The 26,486-nt window shown below is 67.1% G+C and carries 27 protein-coding genes; 7 read left to right on the forward strand and 20 right to left on the reverse strand.

Going from position 1 to position 26,486, the window contains the following annotated elements; translation table 11 throughout:
* Nucleotides 1-146 precede the first annotated feature (146 nt).
* Nucleotides 147-299 carry a hypothetical protein gene (locus tag ACFU4Z_RS33905; protein WP_379071695.1) on the forward strand — a complete coding sequence of 51 codons (153 nt, stop codon included), beginning with the start codon at nt 147-149 and terminating at the stop codon, nt 297-299.
* Nucleotides 300-314: 15 nt separating this feature from the next.
* Here ACFU4Z_RS33905 and ACFU4Z_RS33910 read toward each other — a convergent pair whose 3' ends face one another.
* The 4 genes from ACFU4Z_RS33910 to ACFU4Z_RS33925 all read right to left on the reverse strand — a co-directional run bounded on the left by ACFU4Z_RS33910 (nt 315) and on the right by ACFU4Z_RS33925 (nt 5,376).
* On the reverse strand, nt 315-2,360 hold the full coding sequence (locus tag ACFU4Z_RS33910; protein WP_379071698.1) for a 5-oxoprolinase/urea amidolyase family protein: 2,046 nt from the start codon (nt 2,358-2,360) through the stop codon (nt 315-317).
* Complete coding sequence (locus ACFU4Z_RS33915) at nt 2,357-2,977, reverse strand: urea amidolyase associated protein UAAP2 (protein ID WP_379071701.1); 621 nt, start codon at nt 2,975-2,977, stop codon at nt 2,357-2,359. Before ACFU4Z_RS33915 ends, ACFU4Z_RS33910 begins: the two co-directional genes overlap by 4 nt.
* Nucleotides 2,974-3,726 carry a DUF1989 domain-containing protein gene (locus ACFU4Z_RS33920; protein ID WP_379071704.1) on the reverse strand — a complete coding sequence of 251 codons (753 nt, stop codon included), beginning with the start codon at nt 3,724-3,726 and terminating at the stop codon, nt 2,974-2,976. Before ACFU4Z_RS33920 ends, ACFU4Z_RS33915 begins: the two co-directional genes overlap by 4 nt.
* A gap of 90 nt (nt 3,727-3,816) precedes the next feature.
* Nucleotides 3,817-5,376, reverse strand: coding sequence for an amino acid permease (locus tag ACFU4Z_RS33925; protein ID WP_379071707.1), 1,560 nt, complete (start codon nt 5,374-5,376; stop codon nt 3,817-3,819).
* A 222-nt stretch (nt 5,377-5,598) separates the two neighbouring features.
* On the opposite strand from ACFU4Z_RS33925, the gene ACFU4Z_RS33930 reads away from it, so the two are divergent.
* Nucleotides 5,599-6,267: a TetR/AcrR family transcriptional regulator gene (locus ACFU4Z_RS33930; protein WP_379071709.1), complete on the forward strand. Its 669-nt coding sequence runs from the start codon at nt 5,599-5,601 to the stop codon at nt 6,265-6,267.
* An 11-nt stretch (nt 6,268-6,278) separates the two neighbouring features.
* Here ACFU4Z_RS33930 and ACFU4Z_RS33935 read toward each other — a convergent pair whose 3' ends face one another.
* From ACFU4Z_RS33935 to ACFU4Z_RS33965, 7 genes are all read right to left on the reverse strand, one after another.
* On the reverse strand, nt 6,279-7,712 hold the full coding sequence (locus tag ACFU4Z_RS33935) for a TerD family protein (protein WP_379071831.1): 1,434 nt from the start codon (nt 7,710-7,712) through the stop codon (nt 6,279-6,281).
* Between the two features lie 45 nt (nt 7,713-7,757).
* Nucleotides 7,758-8,294, reverse strand: a complete 537-nt coding sequence (locus tag ACFU4Z_RS33940; RefSeq protein WP_379071712.1) for a hypothetical protein — start codon at nt 8,292-8,294, stop codon at nt 7,758-7,760.
* A 166-nt stretch (nt 8,295-8,460) separates the two neighbouring features.
* Nucleotides 8,461-9,261 (reverse strand): family 1 encapsulin nanocompartment shell protein, encoded by an 801-nt coding sequence (locus ACFU4Z_RS33945; RefSeq protein ID WP_379071715.1) that lies wholly within the window; start codon nt 9,259-9,261, stop codon nt 8,461-8,463.
* Nucleotides 9,258-10,295, reverse strand: coding sequence for a Dyp-type peroxidase (locus tag ACFU4Z_RS33950; RefSeq protein ID WP_379071718.1), 1,038 nt, complete (start codon nt 10,293-10,295; stop codon nt 9,258-9,260). Before ACFU4Z_RS33950 ends, ACFU4Z_RS33945 begins: the two co-directional genes overlap by 4 nt.
* A gap of 49 nt (nt 10,296-10,344) precedes the next feature.
* Nucleotides 10,345-10,671: a cupin domain-containing protein gene (locus ACFU4Z_RS33955; RefSeq protein WP_379071721.1), complete on the reverse strand. Its 327-nt coding sequence runs from the start codon at nt 10,669-10,671 to the stop codon at nt 10,345-10,347.
* 227 nt (nt 10,672-10,898) lie between these two features.
* Nucleotides 10,899-11,408: a dihydrofolate reductase gene (locus ACFU4Z_RS33960; protein ID WP_379071723.1), complete on the reverse strand. Its 510-nt coding sequence runs from the start codon at nt 11,406-11,408 to the stop codon at nt 10,899-10,901.
* Complete coding sequence (locus tag ACFU4Z_RS33965; protein WP_379071726.1) at nt 11,405-12,214, reverse strand: thymidylate synthase; 810 nt, start codon at nt 12,212-12,214, stop codon at nt 11,405-11,407. The genes ACFU4Z_RS33960 and ACFU4Z_RS33965 overlap by 4 nt, the downstream gene beginning before the upstream one ends.
* 39 nt (nt 12,215-12,253) lie before the next feature.
* Between ACFU4Z_RS33965 and cobF the strand changes: the two genes are divergently transcribed.
* Entirely contained in the window at nt 12,254-13,027 is a 774-nt protein-coding gene (gene cobF, locus ACFU4Z_RS33970) for a precorrin-6A synthase (deacetylating) (protein ID WP_379071729.1), read from the forward strand.
* A gap of 134 nt (nt 13,028-13,161) precedes the next feature.
* Nucleotides 13,162-14,028 (forward strand): Fpg/Nei family DNA glycosylase, encoded by an 867-nt coding sequence (locus tag ACFU4Z_RS33975; protein WP_379071732.1) that lies wholly within the window; start codon nt 13,162-13,164, stop codon nt 14,026-14,028.
* Between the two features lie 327 nt (nt 14,029-14,355).
* Here ACFU4Z_RS33975 and ACFU4Z_RS33980 read toward each other — a convergent pair whose 3' ends face one another.
* From ACFU4Z_RS33980 to ACFU4Z_RS34005, 6 genes are all read right to left on the reverse strand, one after another.
* The gene (locus ACFU4Z_RS33980) at nt 14,356-15,399 is read right to left on the reverse strand and encodes a hypothetical protein (protein ID WP_379071735.1); all 1,044 of its coding nucleotides are present in this window, start codon (nt 15,397-15,399) and stop codon (nt 14,356-14,358) included.
* Nucleotides 15,400-15,403: 4 nt separating this feature from the next.
* Nucleotides 15,404-15,934: a type VII secretion system-associated protein gene (locus tag ACFU4Z_RS33985; protein ID WP_379071738.1), complete on the reverse strand. Its 531-nt coding sequence runs from the start codon at nt 15,932-15,934 to the stop codon at nt 15,404-15,406.
* 349 nt (nt 15,935-16,283) lie between these two features.
* Nucleotides 16,284-17,786 (reverse strand): carboxylesterase/lipase family protein, encoded by a 1,503-nt coding sequence (locus tag ACFU4Z_RS33990; RefSeq protein WP_379071741.1) that lies wholly within the window; start codon nt 17,784-17,786, stop codon nt 16,284-16,286.
* A 13-nt stretch (nt 17,787-17,799) separates the two neighbouring features.
* Entirely contained in the window at nt 17,800-19,254 is a 1,455-nt protein-coding gene (locus ACFU4Z_RS33995; RefSeq protein WP_379071744.1) for a dihydrolipoyl dehydrogenase family protein, read from the reverse strand.
* The gene (locus ACFU4Z_RS34000) at nt 19,251-19,496 is read right to left on the reverse strand and encodes a DUF2630 family protein (protein WP_379071747.1); all 246 of its coding nucleotides are present in this window, start codon (nt 19,494-19,496) and stop codon (nt 19,251-19,253) included. Before ACFU4Z_RS34000 ends, ACFU4Z_RS33995 begins: the two co-directional genes overlap by 4 nt.
* Nucleotides 19,497-19,506: 10 nt before the next feature.
* Nucleotides 19,507-20,874 carry a PLP-dependent aminotransferase family protein gene (locus ACFU4Z_RS34005; protein ID WP_379071750.1) on the reverse strand — a complete coding sequence of 456 codons (1,368 nt, stop codon included), beginning with the start codon at nt 20,872-20,874 and terminating at the stop codon, nt 19,507-19,509.
* Between the two features lie 80 nt (nt 20,875-20,954).
* On the opposite strand from ACFU4Z_RS34005, the gene ACFU4Z_RS34010 reads away from it, so the two are divergent.
* Nucleotides 20,955-21,641 (forward strand): pyridoxamine 5'-phosphate oxidase family protein, encoded by a 687-nt coding sequence (locus tag ACFU4Z_RS34010; RefSeq protein ID WP_379071752.1) that lies wholly within the window; start codon nt 20,955-20,957, stop codon nt 21,639-21,641.
* An 11-nt stretch (nt 21,642-21,652) separates the two neighbouring features.
* Here the strand turns inward: ACFU4Z_RS34010 and ACFU4Z_RS34015 are convergent, their stop codons facing one another.
* Nucleotides 21,653-22,549 carry an NmrA/HSCARG family protein gene (locus ACFU4Z_RS34015; RefSeq protein WP_379071755.1) on the reverse strand — a complete coding sequence of 299 codons (897 nt, stop codon included), beginning with the start codon at nt 22,547-22,549 and terminating at the stop codon, nt 21,653-21,655.
* A gap of 102 nt (nt 22,550-22,651) precedes the next feature.
* Here ACFU4Z_RS34015 and ACFU4Z_RS34020 point away from each other — a divergent pair, with 102 nt between their 5' ends.
* The gene (locus ACFU4Z_RS34020; protein ID WP_379071757.1) at nt 22,652-23,299 is read left to right on the forward strand and encodes a TetR/AcrR family transcriptional regulator; all 648 of its coding nucleotides are present in this window, start codon (nt 22,652-22,654) and stop codon (nt 23,297-23,299) included.
* 160 nt (nt 23,300-23,459) lie between these two features.
* Here ACFU4Z_RS34020 and ACFU4Z_RS34025 read toward each other — a convergent pair whose 3' ends face one another.
* Nucleotides 23,460-24,965, reverse strand: coding sequence for a hypothetical protein (locus ACFU4Z_RS34025; RefSeq protein ID WP_379071760.1), 1,506 nt, complete (start codon nt 24,963-24,965; stop codon nt 23,460-23,462).
* Between the two features lie 5 nt (nt 24,966-24,970).
* A complete protein-coding gene (locus ACFU4Z_RS34030; protein WP_379071763.1) occupies nt 24,971-25,753 on the reverse strand; it encodes a crotonase/enoyl-CoA hydratase family protein in 783 nt (260 codons plus the stop codon).
* A gap of 76 nt (nt 25,754-25,829) precedes the next feature.
* Here ACFU4Z_RS34030 and ACFU4Z_RS34035 point away from each other — a divergent pair, with 76 nt between their 5' ends.
* The gene (locus ACFU4Z_RS34035) at nt 25,830-26,474 is read left to right on the forward strand and encodes a TetR/AcrR family transcriptional regulator (RefSeq protein ID WP_379071766.1); all 645 of its coding nucleotides are present in this window, start codon (nt 25,830-25,832) and stop codon (nt 26,472-26,474) included.
* Nucleotides 26,475-26,486: the final 12 nt, after the last annotated feature.

Genomic DNA, 26,486 nt, shown 5'->3' on the forward strand with positions numbered 1-26,486 from the left:
CCTCGCGGCAATGGAGCAGCCGCAGCGGCTGGTCGCCGACGCCGCGCGTTCTTGCGTGACTTGTGCTAAAACCGAAGCCTGTGGTGCTCGTGTCGGCATTTCGTCGCCGGAGCAAGACCACGATTGGATGTACAGGAGTGACCGTCATGAGCGAGCAGCGTTGGCTGACCCAGGAACAGCGGGAAGATTTCTGGCGGCGCTGCGGCTGGTCGCCGACCCTGCCCGAATCGGACCGCCTGACCATCGAAAACCGCTGGGACGACGAGTCGATCGACATGGCCGCATTATTCGGCTGGTGACCTGGACGTGCGCGGTCACGCGGTGAGTTCGCCCGCGCGCTGCCACGAGTTCCGCTCCTCGGCGAATGCCTCGGCTTGCATCGCTCGGAATTCCTCGATGGATCCGGCGTTGTCGGCCAGGAACTGTCGGTAGTCAGCCAGTCGGAAGTCACCGTCTTCGGCTTTCACCCCGACGTTGCCCGCGGCGAAATCGGCTCGCAGGTCGAGGAGTTCCTCGGCTTCGACGGGATACCAGCGGATTCGGTCGAAATAGCGGAGCAGCCACGGGTTGTCGTCGGGGTCGGTGCCTGCGTTGCGGTGGTTCCACACCTGGGTGGTGCGGCCGACGAACTGATAGCCGCCGGGGCCCTCCATGCCGTAGATGCACAGGTAGGCGCCGCCGATGCCGACTGCGTTCTCGGGGGTCCAGGTGCGGGCCGGATTGTATTTGGTGGTGACCAACCGGTGGCGCGGATCGGTGGGGGTGGCTACGGGCGCGCCGAGATAGACGTCACCGAGGCCGAGGACCAGGTACTCGGCGCCGAACACGGTGTCGTAGACGTCCTGTACCGCCGCCAATCCGTTCATGCGGCGGATGAATTCGATGTTCCACGGGCACCAGGGGGCATCGGCGCGGACGCCGTGCATATAGCGGGTGATCGCCTCCCGGGTCGACGGATCGTCCCAGGAGAGGGGGAGATGGACCGTGCGGCTCGGCACGATGAGCTGGTCGGAGGCCGGGATGATGTGTTCGGCCTCGGCGAGCAGGTCGAGCAATGCGGGGACCGGCAGGACGGCAGGGTCGACGCGGATCTGGAGCGACCGGACACCGGGGGTCAGCTCGGTCACGCCGCGCACTCCGGCGGCGAGCAGGTGCTGGTGCAGTGCGTGGACGCGAGCGCGCAGACCCAAATCCAGTGTCATGGCACCGTACTCGACGAGCACGCCGTCATTGCCTTGGCGTCGGTAGGTCACGCCGGTCTCGTCGTCGACGTCGGTGCGGCGCAGCACGCCGTCGTCACTGTCGCCGCCGGTCGAAATGACCGTGGGCCAGGCGGCCCGGCGTGCCGGACCCAGTTCCTGGATCGAGGCGGCCCGCGCACTGCGAATCGGGACGAAGCGCACGGTGTCGCCGGGGGCGAGCTGGCCGAGCTTCCACCGGTCGGCGGCGACCACGGTGACCGGGCAGACGAAACCGCCGAGACTGGGCCCATCCGGTCCGAGCAGGATCGGGGTGTCGCCGGTGAAGTCGAGTGCACCAACGGAATACGGGGTGTCATGGATATTCGACGGATGCAGGCCCGCCTCGCCGCCGTCGGTCCGTGCCCACTCCGGCTTGGGGCCGATGAGCCGGACTCCGGTGCGATCGGAGTTGAAATGCACTGCGTAGTCGGTGCCGATGACGGTGTCGAAGTCGGCGCGGGTGAAGAACTCCGGTGCACCGTGCGGACCCTCGGTGACCGCCAGTTCCCATCGCCGGCTCAGCACCGGCTGCTGCTCCATCGGCACCGCCGCCGCGACTGGGCCGATATGCGGCGCGAGCGGCAGCATTTCGCCCACCCGTAGCGCGGTGCCCGCACTGCCGCCGAACCGGCCGAGCGTGAAAGTCGAGACGCTGCCGAGGTATTCGGGGAGCTCGATGCCTCCGGCGATCAGCACGTAGCAGCGCATGCCCGGCCCGCGTACGGCCCCGACATCCAGCACGCCGCCGGCCGGAACCCGCACGGTCCGCCACTGGTGCACGCGCGCGCCGTTCACCGTGATATCGGTGGGCGCGCCGGTGACGACCACCCAGGTCGGTGCCGAAAACTTCAGTGCGGGCCCGCCGAGCGTGCATTCGAGTCCGGCCGCTCCTTCGTCGTTGCCGAGCACACGATTGCCGAGTCGGAACGACAGATCGTCCATCGGTCCCGACGGTGGTACTCCGACATGCCAATACCCGATCCGGCCGGGCCAATCCTGCACGGTGGTCAGCATTCCCGGGCGCACTACCTCGACCTGTGCGAGAACGGATGATTCCTGTGCCTCGCGGTCTGAGACCGTGGCGCGGGCATTGCTCAGCGGTAGTTCGGCGACGGTCATCGGGTCACCACCATGCGCACGGGGGTGGGGTCGAAGCCGTTGCAGGGATTGTTGATCTGCGGGCAATTCGAGACGAGCACCAGGGTGTCGGTCTCGGCGCGGAGGGTGACTTTCTTTCCTGGAGCGGACAATCCGTCGACGATGCCGAGGGTGCCGTCGGCCTCCACCGGGACGTTCATGAACCAGTTGATGTTGGACACCAGATCCCGCTTGCCGAGCCCCCATTTCAGTGCCTCGGCCAGGAAATTCTCCACGCAGGCGTGTTGATGGCGGGTGTGGTGGCCGTAGCGCAGGGTGTTGGACTCCTGGGAGCAGGCGCCCGCGATGGTGTCGTGGTTGCCGACCTCGTCGGCGATCACCGTCATCAGGGCGGTGCCCACGTCGGTGCGCAGCACGCTGCCGGTGGTGAGGAAGATATTGCGCTGGGCGGTGATGGTGGCCTGCGCGCTGTAGCGGTCGGTGTGGTCGGCGGCCGAGTACAGCAGGCAGTCGACGGCCTGATTGCCGTGCAGGTCGATGATCTCGAGCTGTTCGCCTGCCCGGACCACCGTGGACCACGGCGCGCACGCGGGGACTGTCTCGTCGAGCACGATGGTGCGCGTCAGCGTCGAGTTCATGCCGATACCTCCAGCGTCAGCGCGGCCGCCCACGCTTGTTCGGTGTTCTGCACGGCCCGTCGGTATTCCGGGTCGGTGTTGTGGGTGGCGGTGAGCTCTTCCGGCGCCGACCAGGCGACGACGTCGAGGTCTGTTGCGGGCCGGTCGTCCAGCGGGTGCGTGGCATTGGCGATCAGCGCGACGACCGGTAAGTGCACGAGCAGGTCGACCGAGGCGCCCGCACCCGCGCCGCCGGTGGTGATCAGCGTGCCGTCGGATTCGACGCGGACACCACGGAAGAACGACACCGTCGGTGCGATGTCCCGCGTTTCGAGGCCCTGTTTGGTTCCGGCGAGCCGGAGCAGGCCACGGGCCTGCGATGTGGGTCCACAGAGGGTGTCGTGGTGGCCGGAGGTGTCGGCGAGCACGGTGGCGAGCACCCGGCCCTGATCGGAGAGCAGTGGATGGCCGTCCGCGAGGTAGGCCTGCCACGGCACCTTGACGGTGTCGGCGACATTGAGGCGTTCCCATGGCGCGTCGGCCCGCACGAGCAGCAGGTGTCCGCATGCGGCGCCCGCGGGATCGCCGAGCCGGATGCGGGTGCCGCGGCCGAGCACGACGTTCGCGTAGCCGCCTGCCGGAATGCGCTGGGCCCACGTGATCTTCGCGGTGGCGACGCCGTCGGGCAGCACAGGGTCGGCGACGGCGGCCGCTGCGGCCTGCGATCGGGCGTGCGCGCGGGCGTCGGTGGTGGAAGCGGTAATTGTCATGATTGCTCCCTCGGGTCAGGTGTGTCGACGTGTCGGATCGGGCGTGCGCGGTGGTGGGCAAGGGCGGCCCACCACCGCGCACGGCCGGAGTCAGGCAGGTACTACGGCGGGTTCGCCGCGGGCGGCGCGGCGCGGTCCGGTATCGACGAACCGATGTACGACGATCCCGACGGCCACCACGGTCAGCACGAAAAGCGGTGCGGCCCAGAGCATCCACCAGCTCCCGCCCTTCGGCGTGTACACCTCGGCGCGGGGCCAGATCAGGTTCACCGCCATGGCGATGCCCCACACCACCGCCAGCAGATTGATCGGAATCCCCGAGCGGCCGAGGTTGAACAGCCCGGCGTCGGAGTTGTCGCGGCCCCAGCCCTTGAAGCGCGCGGCCAGCAGCGGCACGGTGACAAGCAGGTAGGCCAGATACAGCGTCACGATGCAGACGCTGGCCAGCGTCGCGAAGATCGCGGCGTTGCCGAGGTTGAGCACCAGCAGACCGATGCCCAGCCCGCCGATCACGATGGCGGGCAGCATGGGTGTGCCGTAGCGCGGATGCACCGCGGCGAGCCGCTCGGCGAAGGGCAGCTTGCCGTCGCGCGCCATCGAGAACATCAGCCGCGAACCAGCGGTCTGAATGGCAAGGGTGCACACCATGATCGCCACCGCGACACAGCCCAGCAGCACCTTGCCCGCCGGGCTGTCGAGCTTCGAGGTGAGCACATAGGCCAGACCGTCGGTGGCCAGCGCGCCGTCGGCCAGGCTCGGTGCGGCCATCAGTGCGCCGATCAGTAGCAGGCCGCCGCCGAGCGCGGAGACCGACAGCGCGGTGAGGATGGTGCGTGGCGCTACTCTGCGCGGATTCTTGGTCTCTTCGGAAAGCTCACCGGCGGAATCGAATCCGACCATCACATACGCGGCCATCAGGCCGGAGACCAGGAACGCGGCCCAGTAGGGGCCGGGTGCGGCCTGATCGGTCTGCAGCACCACTCCAGGACCGCGTTCGGTGTGGGTGAAGAACAGCGCGACGATCGCGACGACACCGGCGATCTCGACGGTGACGCCGATCGAGTTGATCTTGGCCATCAAGTCGATGCCGATCACATTGATCAGCGTCGTGATCACCAGCAGGACGCTGCCGAGCAGTACCGCGTTCGCGGCCCCGGACGACGAGGTGAGTGCGGTCTCCGAGCCGACGACCTGGAATCCGCTCCAGATCGAGGGCAGCACCACCTGGAGTGCGATGGCCGCGGCGGCGGCGGTGACGATCTGTGCGATGACCATCATCCAGCCCGCGAACCAGCCGACGACTTCACCGCCCAGCCGGCGCGACCACTGGTAGATACAGCCCGAAATCGGGTACCGCGCGGCCAGTTCGGCGAAGTTGAGTGCGACCAGCAGCTGGCCGACGAACACGATCGGCCAGGTCCAGAAGAACGCGGCGCCGCCGAACGAGTAGCCGAGGCCGAAGAACTGGAAGATCGTGGTGAGGATCGAGACAAAGGAGAATCCGGCCGCGAACGAGGCGTAGCGGCCGAGCTTGCGGTGCAGCACCGGCTGATAGCCGAAGCCGGCGAGGTCCGCGCCGTCGGCGCTGGTGTCCGGTGGCGCCGCGGGGGTAGCGAGGGTGGGGGCGGGCGAATCGACTTTAATGGCCATGGGTGGGGTCCTTCGGCGAGCGGCCAATACCTATCAGATGACAGTTTTGCGTTCGCGTTCGCGCTTTCGGTGTCCGGCGTGTATCGCTTACGGGAACCCCGGTAACTTCTGGATTGCCTTGATTTCTATCAAGTGACAGAAACCTCTCCGCTCGGCCACGACCGGCCGTGTGAACGCCAACGCGGCGGTGAGAGCCCCGAAACGCGATGCCAGAATGGGCAGGTGGCAAACCTCGGCCCCGGCCGCCCTCGACTGGAACAGCGACCGCGTCGCGGGCAGACACCGCGTGCCGAGATCCTCGACGCCGCCGGTGAGCTGTTCACCACCAACGGGTATGCCAACACCTCGACGCGTGTTGTCGCCGATGCGGTCGGAATCCGGCAGGCCTCGCTCTACCACCACTTCGCCGCCAAAGACGACATCCTCGACGCGCTGCTCGGCGAAACTGTCGCCGCCCCTTTGGAACTCGCCGAACGCCTGCGCGATGTGCCGGAATCGGTGGCCGCGCGACTCTACGCGCTGGCCAGGTTCGATGTCCGCCAGCTGTGCGCGGCCCGCTGGAATCTCGGTGCGCTGTACCTGCTTCCCGAGCTGCGTACCGAACGCTTCGCCGCCTTCCGCTTGCGGCGCGACGAATTACGCAGGCACTACGAGGTATTGGCCGCGAGCGTGATCGCCGAGACGACCGGTGCGAGCGTCGCCGGGCTGGAGGGGCTCCCGTTTCGCCTCGTCGAGACGGTGATCGGCATCCGCTCCGATGCGGGCAGCGCGCCTGCCTACGCCGAACGCGCGATCCCCGACGCGGTGCTGCGGATGCTCAGCTGGCCGGGCGACCTCGACGAGTTGCGTCAGGTGGCGGGCAGGCTGCTGCAGCGATTGCAGTCCGCCTGACCCGCGGTTGGTCAGCCTTTGCCGCTGGAAGCCTGGAACTCGAAGCCCCAGCCGTACATCTGGGCGATCTCCCGGATGCCGCTGCCGGGACGGCCCCCCGGCGGACGGATGAAGGTGCCGTCGCGGCGAACGACGAACTCGCCGTTGAGATTCTCGATGTGGGCGAGGACGACGTCGCGTGAGTTGTCCGTGCAGCCATCCATGGTCATCTCGATCGGCACCGAGTTGACCGGGTACAGGGTTGCGGTGGCCTGCACGCCGCGGAAATCGGCCGCGCCCTCGTAGATGGACGCGAACACCAGGATGCGGCGGAACTGCGCGGTGAAATCGAGGTTGATGTCGAGATTCTCGCCGGTGGTGCTGCTGCCGGTCCTGTCGTCCTGGTCGAGTCTGATGAAGGGCGGACGGTCCAGCGCGCCGAACGAACGATCCAGTGCGCGAACGGAACCGATGCGGCCGTCGGCCAGCTCGAAGAAGCAGCTGAGGTCGAGGTCGAGGGTGCCGCCGCCGCGCTTCCTGCCGAACAGTCCGCCACCGCTCGGGGCGACCGAGGTCGTCCAGTTCAGATTGACGCGCATGGTGCCCGAGATCGCGCCCTGTTTGGTCAGCGAGATAGATGGCGACTCTTTGGTCAGCGAGATCTTGCTCATGTTGATCGGGGCGCCCGACGGCCCGGCTGCCGGAGGCTGCTGCGGCGGGTAGGGCGGTGTCGGCGCGGTGTAGGGAGCCGGTGGGTAAGCCGGTGGCGTCGGGTACGGCGGTGTCGGCGTGGGCGCACCGTAGGTCGGCGGCGGTGCGAACTGCGGTGCGGGCGGGGCGAATTGCTGTGGTGGCGCGGGCGGCGACGGCGGCGGTGCGAACTGCTGCTGCGGCGCGGGCGGCGGTGGAGTGAACTGCGGCGGTGGCGCGGGCGCCGTGGCGGGCGCCGGTGCGTCATCGACGGAGATGCCGAAGTCGGTGGCGAGACCGGCCAGCCCCGAGGCGTATCCCTGCCCGACGGCACGGAACTTCCACGCGCCCTGCCTGCGGTACAGCTCGCCGAGCACGAACGCGGTCTCGGCATCCGCGCCGGCGCTGTCGAAGCGGGCGACCTCGCCGTTGTTCGACGCGTCGATCACCCGCACGTAGAGGCCGTGCAACTGCCCGAAGGTGCCGCCGTCCGAGGAGGCCGCGATCACGATGGTGTCGATCTGCGCCTCGACCTGGGCCAGATTCACCGACAAGGTGTCCAGCACGATCGGACCCTGCTGTTTGCCCTCGTACCGGACCGCGCCGGAGGCATGCGCAGGCTGGTTGTAGAAGACGAAGTCACCGTCGGACCGCACCTTGCCCGAGACGAGCAGCAGCGCGGACGCATCCGCGTCGGGAACCCCGGGTCCCGACTGCCACCCCAGTTCGACGCGGACCGCGGACGTCGGCACCGGAACATTGGCGCCTTTCATCATCGACACAGCTGCCAACGTATCGGAAACGGGCCGCCCGCGTCAGGGCTACGCGCCGCGGGCCGGCGGCGCGATCTGCCAATGCCGATGCAGCCCGCCCGCGATCTCGGGGAGCACGGTCACCGGGACGCGTTTGTGGCGCAGCATCTCCCGAATTTCCTGCACCTGCTCACGTTTGCGCATGTCGTAGGCGCCCGACACCGGGCGAACCACCGGCGGAATGGACAGCAGCACCAGCTCGCCGTGGCGTTCGTCACCGCCGGAAAGGTCCAGGGCAAGCGACCACCTGGCCCGCTCGTCGAGTGCGAACCGCCCGGCGACCACCCGATCCCAGTCGATACTGGATTCCCGCCACGGGGTGCGACGGTGGATTCCTCCGTCGGTGAGTACGACGACGTCGCGTCCGAACAGCGCGACCAGGATCGCGATACCCGCGACCATACCGGCGAGCAGCCCGGTGAACACCCGATTCGGGCCGAACCCCGTGACGATCGCACCACAGACGAGTGCGGTCACCCCGATGCCCAGCGCGCCGTAGAGCAGCGCTCGTCGAGTGGGAACCACGCCAGCGCGCACCATCGTCATCTCGCCTCCTGCCGACTGCGAATCCCACCGTACCGGGCCGGGCCGCCGTCGAGCCGCAAGGGATCAGCGGTTGTACGGCTGCTCCTGAATCCAGTTGAAGCCACGGCCGATCGCCGGGAACATGAGCGTGATCGGTCGAGGCCGTGCGGTCAGGTGGTGACCGAACTCAGGCCTCCAACGCGACCGCGGCCTCGCCCGTGTACACCAGGAAGGTCAGGCTCTGCTGGAAGTACAGCTGTACCGACTCGGCGTCGTGCGACAGGTAGCCGATCGACAGGTCTTGGCCGAGTTGCAGGTCGAAGTCGCCGCCTCGGGTGGTCAGCACGAACGCGCCGTCGATGGCGGGGGCCCAGATGATCTCGCCGTCGGGGATCAGGCGTTCGATATGGGTGCGGATCGGGTGGCCGTGATCGGAAGTCTCGCTGACCGCCGTGTACAGGTCCGCGCTGAGCAGCACCGAGTACGGGCCGTCGACGCCCGCCAGCCGCAGCGCGCTGAGCGCCTGGGTGACGGCCTCGGGGACCAGCCGGGGGTCGCTCGGCACGCTGATCGCCTCGTTGGACGAACTTGCCCGGATACCGGTGATATTCGCGGCCGGGTAGCCCTCGAAGATGGCGCGGTCCTCGGCGAACGCGATGCGTCGCGCGGCCTCCTTCACCGGATCCAGATCCGTGTCCTTGGCGCCGCGCTCGACATCGTCGAGCTCATCGCGCGACAGGGTGAACGGAACCCGCAGTTCGACCAGCGGCGCGACAACGCGCTGACGGGCCTGCACGCCCTCGTCGGGTGCGGCGATCGCGGTGGTGCGGCCGAGACCGACGGCGGAGTAGTCGGTGCCGTGCGGCCCGGACAGATCGACGACGCGACGTCCGGCGATGTGCCGCTTGAAGGTTCGCGTCGCCTCTTCCTCGATTGCCGTCCACGCCTCGGAGGTGATCGGCGCAAGTTCGCGATGGAGGTTGTTCATTGCTGCGTGCTCCTTTTCAACGTGCCGATACCGAGGGATCCGTCTGCGGTCTCCGACTTGTCAACGCTCTCGGCGCTCGAAGATTCCTCGACCTCGGGAGCGTCCGGGGGAGCGTCGAGGAAGTCCTGGGGCGGTGTGAAGAACAGCGTGCCGGTGACCGCGGTGGAGAAGTCCAGGATCCGGTCGTATTCGGCCTCGTCCGAACCGAGGAACATCCGCGTGAGCATGGCCTCGGTGACGCTGGGCGTGGCGGCGTAAGCGATGTAGTACGTGCCGAATTCGTCGTCGCGGATGCTGCCGAACGGCATATTGGCGCGCAGGATCTGACGTTGGGTTCCATCGGGATCGAGAAGGGTGTTCACGGCGACATGGGAATTCAGGGGCTTGTCCGCGTCGGAGAACTCGATGTCGTCCAGCTTGGTTCGGCCGATGACCCGTTCCTGCTCGGGGACGGGTAGTTCGCGCCAATCCGTCATGGCATGCAGGTATTTCTGCACGATCACGTAGCTGCCGCCCGCGAAGTCGGGGTCCTCGTCGCCGATCAGCGCCACCCGTCCCGCGTCCGAGGTTCGCGAGGCGCCTTCGGGGTTCTCGGTGCCGTCCACGAAGCCGAGCAGATCGCGCTGCTCGAAGTAGCGGAAGCCGACGGTCTCGTCGACGATGGTCACCGCGCCGTTGAGCCGGTCGCTGAGCAGCATCGCCAACTCGAAGCAGGCGTCCTGCACTTCGGCTTTGATGTGGAACAGCAGGTCGCCCGGTGTGGCGGGGGCCTTGTGGTGTGCGCCGTCGTAGCCGGGGAATTCGTGCAGCTCGGCGGGCCGTGGTCCGGTGAACAGCCGATCCCACGCGGCCGAGCCGATCGACGTCACACAGGTCAGCCCGGATCCCGGCAACCGGAACCCGACAGAACGGCGCAATCCGGACAGTGCTGCGAGCACCTCGCGCACCGTCTGCTCTCCGCCCTCGTCGATGGTGGCGACGAGGAAGATCGCGGCCGGTGTGAGCGGTTCGAGGATCGGCTGCGGCTCACCCATGATCAACAGCGTAGTGGCCGCCGCAGGCACACCGGTCCAGCGGTGGGGGCTACTTGGCGACGGTCAGCAGGAACGCGACGTCGTCCACGGCCTTGACGCTGTGTCGTGCTTTCGGCACAACCAGCAGGTCACCGGCCGAGCCCTTCCATTCGTTGGCGCCGCTGATCAGCGTCAGCGTTCCGCTGAGCACCAGCAGCGTCGACTCGCCCGCGTTATCGTGCTCGGCCAGACTCTGGCCCGCGCTGAGACCGACAACGGTCTGGCGCAGCGAATTGGCGTGTCCGCCGTAAATGGTTTGCGAACTGCGCCCGCTCGTGGCGGTGGCGGCCAACTTGAGCTGTTGGCGAGCGACCGCTGTCAGCGATTTCTTGTCCATGGACCGCCTTTCGCAGATCACATCCACCCGGATCAGGGCTGGTGATCCAGGCTGGTGGGCGGCGGGTGGACGGATGTCCGGCCGCCGCCTATCCAGGAGTATGCCCGACGTCTGCGTGCCGCGGGCCAGGTTTGATCGCCTGCCCTCCGCGCGGCGTGTTCACCGCCGTCCCCACGGGTCGAACGGTGTTGTGCTGCTGCGGCGGACCGATGCCGGAGGTTTGCCGACTAGCCGGATCGGTGACGGATGTAGTGCCGGATACGGAAGCGCAGCCCGGTCGTCGACTCGCGCCACTGCGCCGGTTCGGCGTCCTGCCATTCGGGGCCGATGGGAGGTGCGTACGCGTCGCCGTCCACCGTGGTGTCGACCTCGGTGACGAGCAGGTCAGTCGCGAAATCCATTGCGGCACGATAGATCTCGCCGCCGCCTGCGATCCACACGGTGCCCGGCGCGCTCATGGCCATCGCCTCGTGCAGCGATCCTGCGCGTTCGGCGCCCTCGGCGCACCAGTCGGACTGCCTGGTCACCACGATGTTGCGGCGGCCGTCGAGCGGGCGGAATCTCGGTGGAAGCGAGTCCCAGGTGCGCCTGCCCATCACCACGGGATGTCCCATGGTGACGGCCTTGAAATTCGCCATGTCCTCGGGCACGCGCCAGGGGATGGTGTTCTCGAAACCGATTACCCCGTCAGGGGTTTGAGCCCAGATGAGCCCGATCGTCCGGTCCGGTCCGCTCACACCGCCACCGGGGCCTTGATGGCCGGGTGGTGCTGGTAGTCGACGATGTCGACGTCGGCATAGGTGTAGTCGAACAGCGTCGGCGCGTGGTGCAGCCGCAGCGTCGGGAACGGGTACGGGTCGCGGGTGAGCTGCTCGGTGACCTGCTCGACGTGGTTGTCGTAGATGTGGCAGTCACCGCCGGTCCAGATGAAGTCGCCGGGCTCCAGCCCGGTCTGCTGGGCAACCATGTGGGTGAGCAGCGCATAGCTGGCGATATTGAACGGGACGCCGAGGAACAGATCGGCGCTGCGCTGATACAGCTGACAGGACAGCTTGCCGTCGGCCACATAGAACTGGAAGAACGCATGGCACGGAGCCAGCGCCATCCGGTCCAGCTCGGCCACGTTCCAGGCGGAGACGATCATGCGGCGCGAATCCGGATTGTTGCGCAGGGTCTGCAGCACGTCGGAGATCTGGTCGATGTGGGCGCCGTCCGGCGTCGGCCACGACCGCCACTGCACGCCGTAGACCGGCCCGAGTTCGCCATCGGCGTCGGCCCATTCGTCCCAGATGGAGACGCCGTGCTCCTGCAGCCAGGAGACGTTGGAATCGCCGCGCAGGAACCACAGCAGCTCGTAGACGATCGACTTCAGATGCACCTTTTTGGTGGTGATCAGCGGGAAGCCCGCCGCGAGGTCGTAGCGCAGTTGGTGGCCGAAGATGCTGCGGGTACCGGTCCCGGTACGGTCCGCTTTCGCCGTCCCGGAGTCCAGGACCAGACGGAGCAGGTCCTCGTACTGGGTATCGCGAGCATTGGTGGCCACGCCTCGCGAGTTTACTGATGCCTGGCAAGCTCTCCGCACATGCGCAAGCTCTACGTGATCGGCATCGGCGCCGGCGACCCCGACCAGGTGACCGTGCAGGCCATCAAGGCCATGCGGCAGGTCGAGGTGTTCTTCGTCATCGGCAAGGGCGTCGAGAAGCAGGAGCTCGTCGACGTGCGGACCGCCATCCTGACCGAGCACCTCGCGGGCGATTACCGGATCGTAGAGATCCCCGACCCGCCGCGCGACCGCATGCCCGCCGACTACCGGGGTGTCGTCGAGGACTGGCACGATCGCCGCTCGGCACTGCTGGAGGAAGCTTTCGCGCAGGTCGAGGGAGTCGGCGGCATTCTCGTGTGGGGCGATCCTTCGCTGTACGACAGCACCTTGCGGATTATCGAACGGGTGCTCGAACGTGGTGCGCTGAGCTTCGACTACGAGGTGATCCCCGGCGTCACCAGCGCACAGGCGCTGGCCGCCCGGCACCGGATGGTGCTGCACCGGATCGGCGAACCGGTGCACATCACCACAGGCAGGCGCCTGCGCACGGAAGGTCTCGGTCCCGGTTCCAACCTGGTGATGCTCGACGGCGACTGCGCCTTCACCGAAGTCCCCGGCGACCATGTGCATATCTGGTGGGGCGCCTACCTCGGCATGCCCGACGAAACCCTCATCGAAGGCCCGCTCCGTGCGGTCGAGTCCGAGATCGTCCGTCGCCGTGCGGAATTGCGCGCCGAAAAGGGCTGGATCATGGACATCTACCTCCTTCGTGCCGACACAGAGCGTGCCCACGACAGTGGTCATCGGCGGTAGCGGAATGGTGGTTGCGCAGGGCTGGGGGGGCACCATTTCACTACGCTCGCTCATTTCTCGGTGCTCGAGGAGGCGAGTGGTGTTGCGCTGCGCATCCAGCTGTTTTGTCGGTGCTCCCAGGTAGCCTGGGATTCGTGCCCGAGCTACCCGAGGTGGAGGCGTTGGCGCAGTTCCTGCGGGAACATGCGGTCGGCGCTGTCGTGGGGCGTGTCGATGTGGCCGCGCTGAGTGCGGTGAAGACGTTCGACCCGCCGGTGACGGCGCTGTCCGGACGGGATGTGACCGGGGCGGGCCGGTTCGGCAAGTTCCTCGGGCTCGAGTGCGGCGGGTTGTGGCTGATCACGCATCTGTCGCGGGGCGGCTGGCTGCGCTGGATCGATGAGCCGAGTGCGACACCGCCGAAACCGGGTAAGGGACCGTTGGCGTTGCGTGTGCACTTCTTCACGCCGGAAGGGGCGACGCCTGCCTTCGATCTGACGGAGGCGGGCACCAAGAAGCGGCTGGCCGTCTATATCGTCGACGACCCGAAGGTGGTGCCCGGCATCGCCCGCCTCGGCCCCGACGCGCTCGAGGTCACCGAGGCGCAGTTCGCCGAAATCCTGCACGGCACTTCCCAGCGCATCAAGACCGCGATCGTCGATCAGACGCTGATCGCCGGGATCGGCAATGCCTACTCCGACGAAATCCTGCACACCGCGCGGATCTCCCCGTTCGCCAACACCAAAACCATGTCGGCGGAAACGATCTCGACACTGTATGCGGCCATGCGGGCCGAGCTCACCGACGCGGTGCAACGATCGGTCGGCCAGGCTGCCGCCCGCCTCAAGAGCGAAAAGCGTTCCGGCATGCGGGTACACGCGCGCACCGGGCTTCCGTGTCCGATCTGCGGCGACACGGTCCGCGAGGTCTCCTACGCCGAGCGCTCGTTCCAGTACTGCGCGACCTGCCAGACCGGTGGCAAGGTGCTGGCCGATCGGCGGATGTCTCGGCTGTTGAAGTAGCCGACCGGTACGGCGAAAGCGCCAGGTGTGCAGCCTGATGTCGGGCCGTGCGCAGAGCCCATCCGCGGCCAGGACGCCAGAAGGGTCCCCATTCTCTGCGATCACCGACATGTCCGTCTGCATGACCCCGGGAACTCTCGGCATGCGGATCCAACGAAAACACCACCGGTCTTCTGCGTCACTTTCCGAAAGGCACGACTACAGGTCTGAATTCAACTTCCGCATCCGCAATACGTTCGCCCGGGAAACCTCCGCCGCGCACTTCGCTAACGATGGGCTCGCTCGTCGGCCGGAATCCCCCGTCCGGTTAGCTGACAGGGAAGCCCTCTATATTCCATCAGGAGGGTTTTCTGAATGGTTCGGGTCTGCGCGCATCCTAGTGCTGCTGAATTCTCCAGGAGGATAGTGCGACCACGGAGTACTCCCATCTTCCGGTTTGGATACTGTCATATCAGAAGAAAACGGCCGGGATGGGGCTTTCCAAGCTTCTCCCCGTGTCGTTGTCGAGACATCACCTTGCGGGAAGTACACTCCACCAGCTCCTGTTTCGTCTTTGAGAGACTTCAGGTAATCGGGAGGCAAGTGGCTGAAAGGCTTATCGGGCGCCAGCACCATTGCTGGTGGTTCCCATCGGGTCGACTCTTCTGCGGCCAGGCCCTTCCCAGCTCCCTTTCGCATGTAGTCTTCTATAGCCCGTGCTTGTACTTTGAGAAAAGTCTCGTCATCTACAACCACTGTTCTTTTTTTCAGCCCAAGAAGGCCGGTCTTGACCGTCACCAATCTCTGGTACCTGGGTTCATCGCGCTCGGGGATACCGTTCGGCGTCTGCACCGTTCCCGCTGGCAAGGGTCGATCCAAGGCTCTGCTGCGGATGTTTATTTCGGAACGATCGCGTGTCCAATGCGCTCGTTCTTGCCGTATACTCCCGTCGGGAAGTTCGACCTGATAGCCGAACTCGGCATCGGAGATCTCCGCTGCTGCCCAACGCGTCCCGTGGTCAGCGCCTGCAGCCGGAGGCAGATCTATTCCCACTGGAGTTTTCGGCCTGCCGATATGTGGGTTTATCTTATCTATTATCGAACGTTTATATCTACTGTAGGGAACTAAGGAAGCGTGTCGATTCATGGGGTTGACGACGACTTGGTCGGCAGTGAATTCGATTCTGCCTTCAGCATCGGGGATGAAGTTCTTCAAGGGGATGGCGGCGGCGCGGTCGGCGTGGCCGACTGTTTCGACAGTCTCGCGCAATGTTCCTGCGAACCCATGTAGGGGTTCTTCCGCTATTTTTCTTGCTCCAGTGGTAATTACTGGAGTCAGCCGGGTGTCTAGGAACTCTTTCAGTAGAGCAGCAGCTTTGGATAATGATGGCATAGTCTCACCTGCGTCGTTCCGGGCCCGGGAGTGTCAATGCATCCGCCACCAAGCAGAGGGAGGTGCAACCGTTGGGATTGAAGAGAATTCCGGTACCGGCTGGGGCGATCTCTGGAAGGTCGCTGCCGACCATGGGCCACCAGTGGTCCACTTCGACGCCGACCTTCTGCGCCTGAGCGGTGACGATCACAATGCACACAGTATCGTCCGGCATGACAGACGTGACCGGTCGGTTGTGTTTGTCACACCCGACCTCGACGATCGAGTGGCAGAGCGTGGACACGAACTCATCGATGAGTTGCTGATCGCCTTCGGCGATAAGCCGCAATATGGCATCGAGAGGGTCCGTCGGTGTCGCGTCATCAGTCGGCAAGTAATCGGGATTCGGTTGAAACGGCCCTACATTCCCGTTTTGGTCCACTATCCATCTACCTACGATCGCTTCCGGCGGTGGTTGTTTGCTCGCTTCCCATCCTGGAGCGGTCAGAACGAGTGACTCGCCGTGTCGAATCACTCTGGATGCCTGTTGGTCCATTGCCACTCCGATTGCCGCTATCGCTTCACCTGCCCGCCCGTGCTGGACCCCGCAAGGAAACCACACCCCATCGGTGTCCCTTACCCTCAGAGGGAACCGCACCCGACCGGCCCAAGCTCGAGCTGATTGCCTTCGTTGGACAGTGATCGCTGCATCGAGGTCAGCAACCCTGTAGGGTCCGCATGAGCGTGTCCTTCTCGGGGGTCGAGGAATATCGGCGTGGAAAGTTCCGGTAGCGCCCGTTATCGCTCGGTTGTCCAAACCCTAGTCGGCGGCAGCGCGGGCTGCCGTCGAGCGCCATTTCCAGGCTTGGCATGGTGCATCGATCGCGACCGGCCCGGTTCGGACCTCACGTCAGCGTCGGCACCCCGATACCTTGCCAGGCAATACGTTTCGCCGAGTCCGGGTCGTTTTCCAGCCGGGTCGGATCATCGATGATCAAGGTGGTGCGGCGGTCCTCGGTATAGGCGGGCCACGACGGCAGTGGTACGCCGTTGCGCGCGAAGGACAGCCAGTTGTCCTGGAACTGGCGGGTGACAGCGCGCAGGCCACGCCGCCCGCCCGCTGCGGTGACGGCCCGCCCGAAGGGGGAGTCGACCGCGCCGAATACCGGGATCAGGTCGGTCGCGTGGGTCGCGCCGACGCCCGCGAGATGGAATGCGCGCGGGGCGAAATCGTAGCGGTAGGCATAGGTGGGCGCGTGGCGGCTGTGGCCTTCCGTCACGGTGACCGAGGGCCGCCAGAAGACGTAATCGCCACCCATGCGCACCGCGATCTTCGGCGCGGGATAGCCGGGATACGCTGCGGTGACCCGGGATTCCGCTTCGTCGCTCGCCTGCGAAAGCAGCCGGTGCAGCCGGTCGGGGTCGGTGGGCAGTTCATCGGCGAACTTCGCGAACAGGGCGCCCTCCTCGCGATTGGTGCCGATGATGAGCGGCACCCGATGCGCGGTGCCATCGGTGATCGCCTCGATCGGCGCCTTCGGCAGACAGGCGCCGTCGACTGTCGGTGCGATGGGGAACAGGCCCGGGTGTTCCCGCAGCACCCGCCCGCTGCTCCGGTCGACCGCGCGGCGAATGTCGTTCGCGTCGGCCGCGATCAGCGCGTCGGCCGCGTTTTCCGGAGTGGCGCCGAGCGCCTCGACGCAGCGGCGGGCGAAGGCGCGGGCGTCCTCGGAGCTCATCGCCCAATCGGCGGGCGGGCTCTGTGCGATGCCGCGGTGGAACAAGCCCTCGGCCGCGGGAGTGGCAAGCAGCGAGAGCACCGCGTGCGCGCCCGCGGATTCACCGAAGAGGGTGACATTGCCGGGATCGCCCCCGAATGCCGCGATATTGCGCTGCACCCACGCCAATGCGGCGACTTGATCGCGCAACCCGAGGTTGGCGTCGAAAGGCCGTTCCGGCGTGCCGAATTCGCCGAAGTCGACATAGCCGAACGCGCCGAGCCGGTAGTTCAGCGACACCACGACGACATCGCCGCGCACCGCCAGCCGCGCGCCCGAATACAGGCTCAGCGCCGACGTGCCGATCACATAGCCGCCGCCGTGGATGAACACCAGCACCGGACGCGGTGTCGACGAGTGCTCAGCCGGTGCGACGACATTGAGTGTCAACGAATCTTCGCTGGTCGGCTGGTAGCGCCGCGGCCCGATCCGCGCGCCGGACCTGTGCTGCATCGAGGCCGAACCGAATCGCGTCGCCACCCGGACACCGGTCCAGGGGACTACCGGCTGCGGTGCGCGAAAGCGCAGGTCTCCCACCGGAGCCGCCGCGTATGGAAGGGATCGCCAGCGCACCACGCGACGGCCGCGCTGACCGCGGACAACTCCGTCGGCGGTCGTGATATCTGCCATCTACCGATGGTAACTACGTTCGACGTGCTTCCAACAGACGTAACCAGAGCTCGTTTACCGTCGGGTAGGAAGGCACTGCGTGCCACAGTGTTGCCAGCGGTACCTTGCCCACCACGGCGATGGTCGCCGCGTGAATGAGCTCGCCGACCTCGGGGCCGACGAAGGTCGCACCGAGCACGGTGTCGGTGGCGGCGTCGATCACCAGCTTCGCGCGCCCGGAATAGTCGTCGCGCGCCAATGACGAACCGGCGACCGCGATATCGATCTCCACGGTCTCCACCGAATAGCCGGCCGCGCGCGCCGCAGCCTCGGTGAGTCCGACCGAGGCGACCTCGGGTGCGGTGAACACGACCTGCGGGACCTGCCGGTGATCGGCGGTCGCGGCGAACCGCGCGTCCGAAAGCTCCCGGCCCTCCGCCCGCGCGGCAATGACATCCCCACACACTCTGGCCTGGTATTTGCCCATGTGCGTCAACGCGACGCGCCCGTTCACATCGCCCACCGCGTACAGCCAGTCGCCTTCGACACCGCGTGCGGTCAACTGGTCGTCCACCTCGACCGGGCCATCGGGCAATCCGACCGTGGCCAGGCCGAGTGCTTCGGTGGCCGGTCCGCGCCCGGCGGCCACGATGATCTCGTCGGCCTCGATCCGGGCACTATCCGGATCGACGTCCTCGCCGCGCAACCACACAGTCACCGGGCCGCCGTGGACGCGCCCCTCGCCGGTGTCCTTCGCGTCCGCGCGCTCCACCTTCGCGAGCTGGGTCCGGAAGCGGACCCGGACACCAGCGTCGGCCAATCCGGCGGCCACGCGCTCCCGGGCGAACGGTTCGGCATTGCCGAGTAGTGAATTCCCGCGCACCAGCAACGTGACCTCCTCGGCGCCGAGACCTGCCAGCCAGGTCGCGGCCTCACAGGCGACGACACCGCCGCCGACGATCACTACCCGCCGGGGGACTTCGTGCAGGTTGGTGGCATCTCGCGAGGTCCACGGGAGTGCCTCGCGCAGGCCGGGGATGTCCGGAACGCTGGCGGTGGTTCCGGTGGCCAGCACCACCGCGTGCCTGGCGCGCAGTGCGCGGCCCTCGACCTCGACGCGTCGTGCGCCGCCCAGGCGGCCGCTGCCGCGGATCACGTCGATCCGGTTGTCGGTGGCCCACTGCACCTGCGAGCTGTCATCGTGGTTGTGGGTGAAGCTGTCTCGTCTGCGCAATACCGCTTCGACGTCGAGACCGCTCGCGGAGATCCCGGCCATGGCCTGCGCGTCGGACAACAGGTGCACGGGACGTAACAGCGCCTTGCTCGGCATACAAGCCCAATACGAGCATTCGCCCCCGACCAGTTCGCGCTCCACGATGGCCGCGGTGCGCTCGCTACCGGCGATGGCGTAGGCCGCCGCGTTCTCCCCGGCAGGCCCACCACCGATCACGATGACGTCGTACTCGGTGGTCTCCGGACCCGAGGTCACTGCAGATAGCCCTCGACCTGACGGGCCGAATTGACCTGTGCATCGTCGGGCGAGCCGCCATGATCGATGCGCGCCCGCCGGTGCCGCAGCAGATCCCAGGCCTGATCGAGCATGACTTCGAGCTCCGCGAGTTGCTGCCGCTCGGTCACCGGATCGACCTCGCCGGCCGTCGCTCTGGACCGCAGATCGTGCTCGCGGTCGACCAAATTCTTGATACGCGCCAGGATGTCCTGTTCGGTCATGCAGACCATGCTACGACCGGGTCAGGCAATCTCCGGCCAATGGAACGGCGATCTCCAGGTCTGCCCAGCTGAGCGCGGTGTAACCGAGAGCGACGCCGAAGAACTGTCGCGCGCCGATGTGGTGGCGGGCCAATCCGTCCAGGGCGATGCCGCGTGCCCGGCCCTCGGCGACGGCCTGTTGTTCGGCCGCCGCCGATGTCAGCGGCACCACGACATGCGAACCCGCGTCGTCGCCGACCACCTCGAGACCCCGCCTGCGCAGCTCGTCGACCACCAGCGCCCGGCGCGGCGGCAGTGCGCGACGCAGCCTGCGCAGGTGTCGCGCCAGGTCACCGTGCCTGGCGAATTCGACGAGCACCCGCTGGCCCGCCGGACTCGGCCCGGTGCCGGTCAGCTCTCGCTGCGCGAGTACCGCGTCGGCGATCTCCGGCATCGCGACCAACCAGCCGGTGCCCAGGCTCGGTGACAAGATCTTGCTCGTTGTGCCCAGATGTACGACCACGTCCGGCGCCATCGCCGCGAGCAATGGCAAAGGCGCGGTGTCATAGCGCAGCTCGCCGTCGTAGTCGTCCTCGATGATGGGCACACCTGCCTGCCTGGCGAATTCGACGAGCTGGACCCGGCGCGCCGCGGGCATGCGCGCGCCGATCGGAAACTGGTGTGCCGGTGTGCAATACACCGCCTTGATGCCGGGCGGCAGCAGCTCGACCCGCAGTCCCTCGGCATCGACGGGAACCGGCAGCACCCGGACCCCCGCCGCCAGGAACGCACCCGCGGCGCGTTGATAGCCGGGGTCCTCCATCGCGATCGCATCGCCGGGTCGCAGCAGCGCGGCGGCGAGTTCGCCGACCGCCGAACTGGTGCCGGCGGTGGCGAGCACGACGGTGTCGCTGTTCGCGCCGAGACCGCGGTGCCGCAGCAGGTGCTCGGCGATCGTCGACCGGAACTCCGGCTCGCCGCCGCGGTCTTTGCGGACCATCGGGGCGATGTCGGCTGCGGCCCGCCAGGCCCGTCGCCAGGCCGGCTGGTCGATGGCTTCGACGCAGGGTGCGCCGGGGCCTAGGTCGAGCAGCTCCGGGTTGTCCGTCGATCCGGATAAGGCACTCGGCCGGGTAGGGCTCGCGACGGGGGCGGTGGTCAGGTAGGTGCCCGACCCGCGCTTGCCCGCGATCCAGCCCTCGGCGTGCAGCTGGTCATAGGCCGCGGCGACGACGGTGCGGCTCACTCCCAGCCGCTGCGCAAGCGACCGTGAGGATGGCAGCCGGTCGTCGGTCCGCAGCACGCCGGTGCTTGCCGCGGCCCGCAAACCCGCCGCGACCTGCGCGGACAGCGGCTGCGCGGCATCTCGATCGAGCATGAACGGGAGCTCGTCGAGCACAAGATCCTCCAGAATTGGACTGTTGACTTTTTCTTGAATTGGCTATTTCAGAATGCCACTTTCCCTTTCAGGATAGTGCTATGACCAAGTCGATCACTTCTCGGCCTCCGCTCTCGCCGACTCCGCGCAGCACGCCGACCCGCGCCAAGGAGCGAGCCGAGACCGAAAGGACCGACCTGGACGCGGTCCTCGACGCGGGGCTGGTCTGCCACCTCGGTGTCGTGCTCGGCGGCACTCCCGTGGTGATCCCCACCGTCTACGGGCGTGACGGCGACACGCTCTACCTGCACGGCTCGACCGGTGCGGGCAATCTCCGGGCCGCGCTCGACGGCGATATCTCCATCGCCGTCACCCTCGTCGACGGCCTCATCTACGCCCGCTCGGCCATGCACTTCTCGATGAACTACCGCTCGGCGGTGGTGCGCGGCCGCGCCGTGGAGGTGACCGACCCCGAAGAACGGATGCACGCGCTGCGTGTAGTGATCGAGCACTCCGCACCCGGCGCATGGGATCGGGTACGCAGGCCCAACAAGAAGGAAATGGCCGCAACCAAGGTGCTCGCGCTCGACCTCACCGAGGCGTCGGTGAAGGTCAGGACCGGTGGCCCGAATGACGATCTCGAGGACATCGAGGCAGGCGGCGTATGGGCAGGCGTGCTGCCCATACGTCAGGTGTGGGATGCGCCGGTGCCCTCGGCGGACCTCGAGCCCGGCCTCGAAGTGCCGCGGGATGTACTCGACCGCGCGGACGCCGTCACGGCATCCTGATCACACAGACTTCACCGTTCTGCGTGCAAGTCGAATTGCGCTTTGCCTTCTTTGGTGAGCCAGGTGTCGAAGGTCATGAGTGTGGGGTGCAGTTTTCGTAGGGCGGGGATGTCGGCCTGCCAGCCGCCTTTTTCGTTGGCGACGATGTAACCCGCGATCGCGTCGGGGTCACGTCCTTCGAGTGCTTCTCGTGGGATGTGGCGGTAGGTGACGGGGTGTCCGGTGGCCTTGGTGATCGCCTCGACTATCTGTGGCATGGTCAGTTCATCACCCGCCAATTCGATTGCCTTACCTAGGTATTCGTGCGGGCTGCCGAAGGCCAGTGCGGCGAAGGCTCCGATATCGCTCACGGCGATGAGCTGCACGGGAACTTCGGGGAGGAATACATCGGCGAGGGTGCTGTCCCGCACGCCGAGTTGCGGGTCGGCTTGGTTCTCCATGAACCTGACCGGGCGCAGGATCGTGGCCGGCAGGCCGAGGTTGTCGATGTGCCTCTCGACTTGCCGCTTGCTCTCCCATCGTCGAATGCCGGTCTTGCGGTCCGCGCCGCCGACAGAGGCATAGATAAAGTGTTGAACGCCGGCGGCTTTCGCCGCGTCGGCCACAGTGGCGCCAAGTCGGATTTCGTCATCGATGGTGAATTCGGTTGGGGTGCCGGGATAGCCCTGGGTCGGCTGGACGCTGAAGACTCCGTATGCGTCCCGCATCGCCGCGTCGAGCGAGGTGCGGGAGTCCATGTCGCCCGGCGCGAGTTCGGCACCGGCCTCGGCAAGTGCCTGAGCCGCTGGGCTGCCCGGTGTGCGGACGAGCGCCCGGACCCGCCAGCCATTCGCGAGCAGGTGTCGCGCCGCGGCGCCGCCCTGCCACCCGGTGGCGCCTGTTACGAGAATCGGTTGTTCTGCAGGCATGTCTTCCTCCATCGTGGCCCAACGCAGTTAATCGGGGAGTCTCCCTGCTTTCGTGCTGCTACGATATGGGGACTGTCCCCGTTTGGCAACCGAGAGAGACGCGTGACGAAACCGAAGGGCCAGGACGCTCCTACCCGGCGTCCGATGCGCGCCGACGCGCGGCGTAACTACGAACAGCTGCTTGTCGCCGCCAGGACCGCGTTCGCCGAGCACGGCATCGACGCGTCTCTCGACGACATCGCCCGGCGTGCCGAGGTCGGAAACGCGACGCTCTACCGCCACTTCCCGACACGGCAGGCCCTGCTGGAAGCTGTTCACCGCGACCAGATCGAGGCACTCTCGGAAGAGGCCGGGGAATTGCTTACCGCGCAAGCACCAGGCGAGGCACTGGCCTCCTGGTTGCGGGCTGTCGCTGCCCACGGAAGTACCTCACGTGGGCTGGTTGCCGCGCTGACGGCCGCCCTCCACAACGAGGGATCGGATATGTCGTGGTGCCGCGAAACGATATTCGCCGCCGCGACAGCACTGCTCACCCGAGCTCGGCAGTCCCGAGCCGTGCGCCCTGATGTCACGGCGGCGCAACTACTCAAACTCGTCAACGCGATCGCCTTCGTCACCGAGCGAGAGTTGGACGGTGGTGAGCAAGCAGAACAGCTGATTTCACTGGTAATGGAGGGCATCCGTTTCCGGGAGCCGGTCACAGCTTCGCCGGTAGTCGACGAAGACCAGGGTGATCCGCGCAGCTGCTGATCGTCTGGTCACTGCGCGTTCGCCAAGGGATTCACCGCGCCGAATTTGGACGGGCTCGAAAAAACTACCGCCATCCAGCCTCGACCACCCATGGGGGCGACGACGAGTGCGGTGCGCCGCGTGCTCCGACGGACGCGCCGGGCGTCGGATAGATCGCTCGTCACCACATGGTGAGCGGCAAATGCTGATCTGCTGCTGTCGCGCGAACGAGATCCGTTAATGCCGAAGTGGATTCGATGCGGAGGGGGTCGAGGCCGACCAGGGACAAGACGTAGTCGTCGGCAATGCGGCACAGGTAGCCGGATAGGCGGGTGCGGGGGAGCAGGTTCGCGGTGAGGCCGGGGTGGATGGCGCGGGCGGCGACGCCGGTGCAGTGGTGTGGGCCGAGGGTGCGCAGGGATGCGGGGAGGGTTCCGATATTGGAGCACAGGATGTCTCGTTCACCGGCGCCCTTGGACAGCGCGTAGGCCCAGCGATCGGGAATCACCTGTAGCAGTTCCTCGGGCATGCCGCCGGGGCTGGACATGCGACGCTCGTAGGCGATGCGGGACTTCTCGCGAATCGTCGCGGGGGTATCGGCGCGGTCGACGGTAATCTCCGTCATCTCGAGATCGTTGTCGACACGGGGTTCGTCTCGGGTGTCGACGGGGAGGCTGGCATCGATCGTCGTGTGGGGGAATCCAGTGGCCCACAGTATGTTCGCCACCAGCCAGATGAACAGGCTGTTGGCGGTACCGCCCTGTGCGGCGGCCGCCTGGTCCCAGTCGGATACCGCGCACTGCATGATCGCGCTGTGCGTCGGTGCACTGCTGGAATCGGCGCGGGTACGGTCCGCTTGGATTGTCCCGGGGCGCTGTGGAATGCCATTGCGCAATGCGCGGGCAGTGCCACGCAATACGATCGACCACTGCCGCAGCGCATCGGACCAATCCGATTTCGAGGCAAGGGAATTAGTCGATCGACTGGCGAGGTTCGCCGAATCGACCAGGTCCGATCCGCTCGGCGCGTAGTCGACGGCGCGGGTGGCGTCGGCTCGATGTGATTGCGGTGCTGTCGAGTTCGTGCCGCGACCGCCGTCGGATGCGGCGGGATGCCTTGCGGCCCGGCTGCGCAGGGCTTCGTCGACCGCGAGGACGAGTGCGCGGCCGTCGGCGATGGCGTGTGAACAGGCAAGGGAGACAAGGGTTCCGCCGTCGTCGAGTGCTACGGCCGACAGTCGCCACCCTGGGCCGAACTCGGGGTCGAGGTCGGCGCCTCGGCTGTCGGCCCAGTCCAGCAGTGTTTCGGCAGGGATCGGCTGGGTCGTGCTGTCGAGCGGGTGGGCCCTGGTGTTCGGTCGCCAGGATCGTCGGGCGCCGGGTACGCGCGGGCGGATCACGCGGCGGCCCAACGGCCCTGTGCGCAAGGCGGTGTGGACCTCCTGGAGCAGCCGTGGGTCGATGCGGTCGGCCGTGCGCCATAGACCCTGTAGGGCGATCGGGGTGCCGAGGCCGCGATGGGTGCGCAGGAAGATTTCGTCGACGACGCTCAGTCGACGGCTGCTGCCGAGTCGATCCGTGAGGTCGAATCGGTTGGCGTCGTCGAGTCGATTGCTGTCGTCGTGGCGGTCGCTGCCGCCGGGGCGATTGCCGTCGTCGAGTCGATTCCGTGCGCTGGGTCGGCCCATCCGGGTCAGGCGCGTGCGCCGTGGCGGCCTGCCCCCGCGGCGAATCGCTGGGCCCCCTCCAAGGCCCCGTCGGCAAGGGCGGTCATGCCGTGCCGAAACTCATTGCGGATCGCGGCGTCCTCGTCGAGCCCGTCCTGTTCGAGCATCGACATCCGATCGGAGCGCAAGCAGGTCTGCGGCAGCGCGGCCAGCTGGGCGGCGACCTCCTCGGCGGCCCGGCGCGCGTCACCGTTCGGCACCACCCGATTCACCAAGCCCATCTGCAAGGCCTCCGGTGCGCCCACCGCACGGCCGGTGAGCACCAGGTCCATCGCCCGCCCGGTCCCGATGATGCGCGGCAGCCGCACGGTGCCGCCGTCGATCAGCGGCACGCCCCAGCGGCGGCAGAATACGCCGAAGGTGCTGTCCTGCTCGGCGATTCGCAGATCGCACCAGAGCGCGAGCTCGAGCCCGCCCGCGACCGCGTAACCGGAGACGGCGGCGATCACGGGCTTGGACAGCTTCATGCGGGTGGGGCCCATGGGTCCGTCCCCGTCTTCGACCGGCCGGTTGGAGTTCTCGGTGCCGAGCGCTTTGAGGTCCGCGCCCGCGCAGAAGGTGCCGCCGTCACCCCATAGCACCGCGACCGACGCGTCGGGATCGGCGTCGAAGGCGCGGAACGCGTCGGCGAGTGCGGCGGCGGTCGGGCCGTCGACGGCATTGCGCGCGGCGGGGCGATGCAGGATGACGGTCGTCACGGGTCCGGAGTGTTCGACACGGACGGCGGGACCGCTGGCTTGGTCAGTCACGTACACGACCATACGACGTACAACAGCCTGGAAACAGTCCTTGCGCCAAGAAGTGAATCCATGGTTCACTTCTTGCGTGGTGTACCGCAGAACCCCTGCCGTGCAGGCCCGCCTCGATGCGCAGGCCGCGCTGATCGTGCACGCCGCGACGAGGGTCCTCTCCAGGGAGGGTTTCGCCGGGCTGTCCATGGCGGCGGTCGCGAACGAGGCCGCGGTGGCGACCGGAACGGTGTACAAGCATTTCGAAGGCAAGTCCGAACTGGTGAGCGCGGTCTTCCGGAAGGTGGTCGCCCGTGAGGTCGCCGCCGTCACCGCGGCGGCCGCGGAACGGATCGCGGATGCCGACACCGTGGCCTCCGCGGTCGAACGCGTCACCGCCGCGGTGGAAACCTTCGCGGGGCGCGCGCTGAAGAATCCGAAGCTCGCCTACGTCCTGCTCGTCGAACCGGTCGACGCGGCTGTCGACAATGAGCGCCTGCATTTCCGGCGCGCTTTCGCCGAGGCCTTCGAATCGGCTATCGCCGAGGGTGTCGCGCGCGGGGAACTGCCCGCGCAGGACGCGCGAATCAGCGCCGCCGCATTGGTCGGTGCGATCGGTGAGGTGCTCGTCGGTCCGCTGGCCCACGCACCACACGGCGAATCCGTTGTCCCTGAACTCGTTGCCTTCGCGATGCGCGCGCTCGGCGTGCGCGATGATCAGAGCGCCCTGGGCGCTCGATAGAAACAGGAGTTG

Source organism: Nocardia sp. NPDC057440, from assembly GCF_042802915.1.
In the GTDB taxonomy this organism is placed as follows: Bacteria; Actinomycetota; Actinomycetes; order Mycobacteriales; family Mycobacteriaceae; genus Nocardia.

Bases quoted from the DNA above. Each gene is read 5' to 3' on its own strand.
- cobF (WP_379071729.1), top strand. From the start codon at position 12,254: ATGCGCAAGCTCTACGTGATCGGCATCGGCGCCGGCGACCCCGACCAG.
- ACFU4Z_RS33990 (WP_379071741.1), bottom strand. From the start codon at position 17,786: ATGGCAGATATCACGACCGCCGACGGAGTTGTCCGCGGTCAGCGCGGC.
- ACFU4Z_RS33955 (WP_379071721.1), bottom strand. From the start codon at position 10,671: ATGGACAAGAAATCGCTGACAGCGGTCGCTCGCCAACAGCTCAAGTTG.
- ACFU4Z_RS33915 (WP_379071701.1), bottom strand. From the start codon at position 2,977: ATGAACTCGACGCTGACGCGCACCATCGTGCTCGACGAGACAGTCCCC.
- ACFU4Z_RS33950 (WP_379071718.1), bottom strand. From the start codon at position 10,295: ATGGGTGAGCCGCAGCCGATCCTCGAACCGCTCACACCGGCCGCGATC.
- ACFU4Z_RS34025 (WP_379071760.1), bottom strand. From the start codon at position 24,965: ATGGGCCGACCCAGCGCACGGAATCGACTCGACGACGGCAATCGCCCC.
- ACFU4Z_RS34015 (WP_379071755.1), bottom strand. From the start codon at position 22,549: ATGCCTGCAGAACAACCGATTCTCGTAACAGGCGCCACCGGGTGGCAG.
- ACFU4Z_RS33905 (WP_379071695.1), top strand. From the start codon at position 147: ATGAGCGAGCAGCGTTGGCTGACCCAGGAACAGCGGGAAGATTTCTGG.
- ACFU4Z_RS34000 (WP_379071747.1), bottom strand. From the start codon at position 19,496: ATGACCGAACAGGACATCCTGGCGCGTATCAAGAATTTGGTCGACCGC.
- ACFU4Z_RS33980 (WP_379071735.1), bottom strand. From the start codon at position 15,399: ATGCCATCATTATCCAAAGCTGCTGCTCTACTGAAAGAGTTCCTAGAC.
- ACFU4Z_RS33940 (WP_379071712.1), bottom strand. From the start codon at position 8,294: ATGACGATGGTGCGCGCTGGCGTGGTTCCCACTCGACGAGCGCTGCTC.
- ACFU4Z_RS33910 (WP_379071698.1), bottom strand. From the start codon at position 2,360: ATGACCGTCGCCGAACTACCGCTGAGCAATGCCCGCGCCACGGTCTCA.
- ACFU4Z_RS34010 (WP_379071752.1), top strand. From the start codon at position 20,955: ATGACCAAGTCGATCACTTCTCGGCCTCCGCTCTCGCCGACTCCGCGC.
- ACFU4Z_RS33920 (WP_379071704.1), bottom strand. From the start codon at position 3,726: ATGACAATTACCGCTTCCACCACCGACGCCCGCGCGCACGCCCGATCG.
- ACFU4Z_RS33935 (WP_379071831.1), bottom strand. From the start codon at position 7,712: ATGATGAAAGGCGCCAATGTTCCGGTGCCGACGTCCGCGGTCCGCGTC.
- ACFU4Z_RS33945 (WP_379071715.1), bottom strand. From the start codon at position 9,261: ATGAACAACCTCCATCGCGAACTTGCGCCGATCACCTCCGAGGCGTGG.
- ACFU4Z_RS33925 (WP_379071707.1), bottom strand. From the start codon at position 5,376: ATGGCCATTAAAGTCGATTCGCCCGCCCCCACCCTCGCTACCCCCGCG.
- ACFU4Z_RS33985 (WP_379071738.1), bottom strand. From the start codon at position 15,934: ATGGACCAACAGGCATCCAGAGTGATTCGACACGGCGAGTCACTCGTT.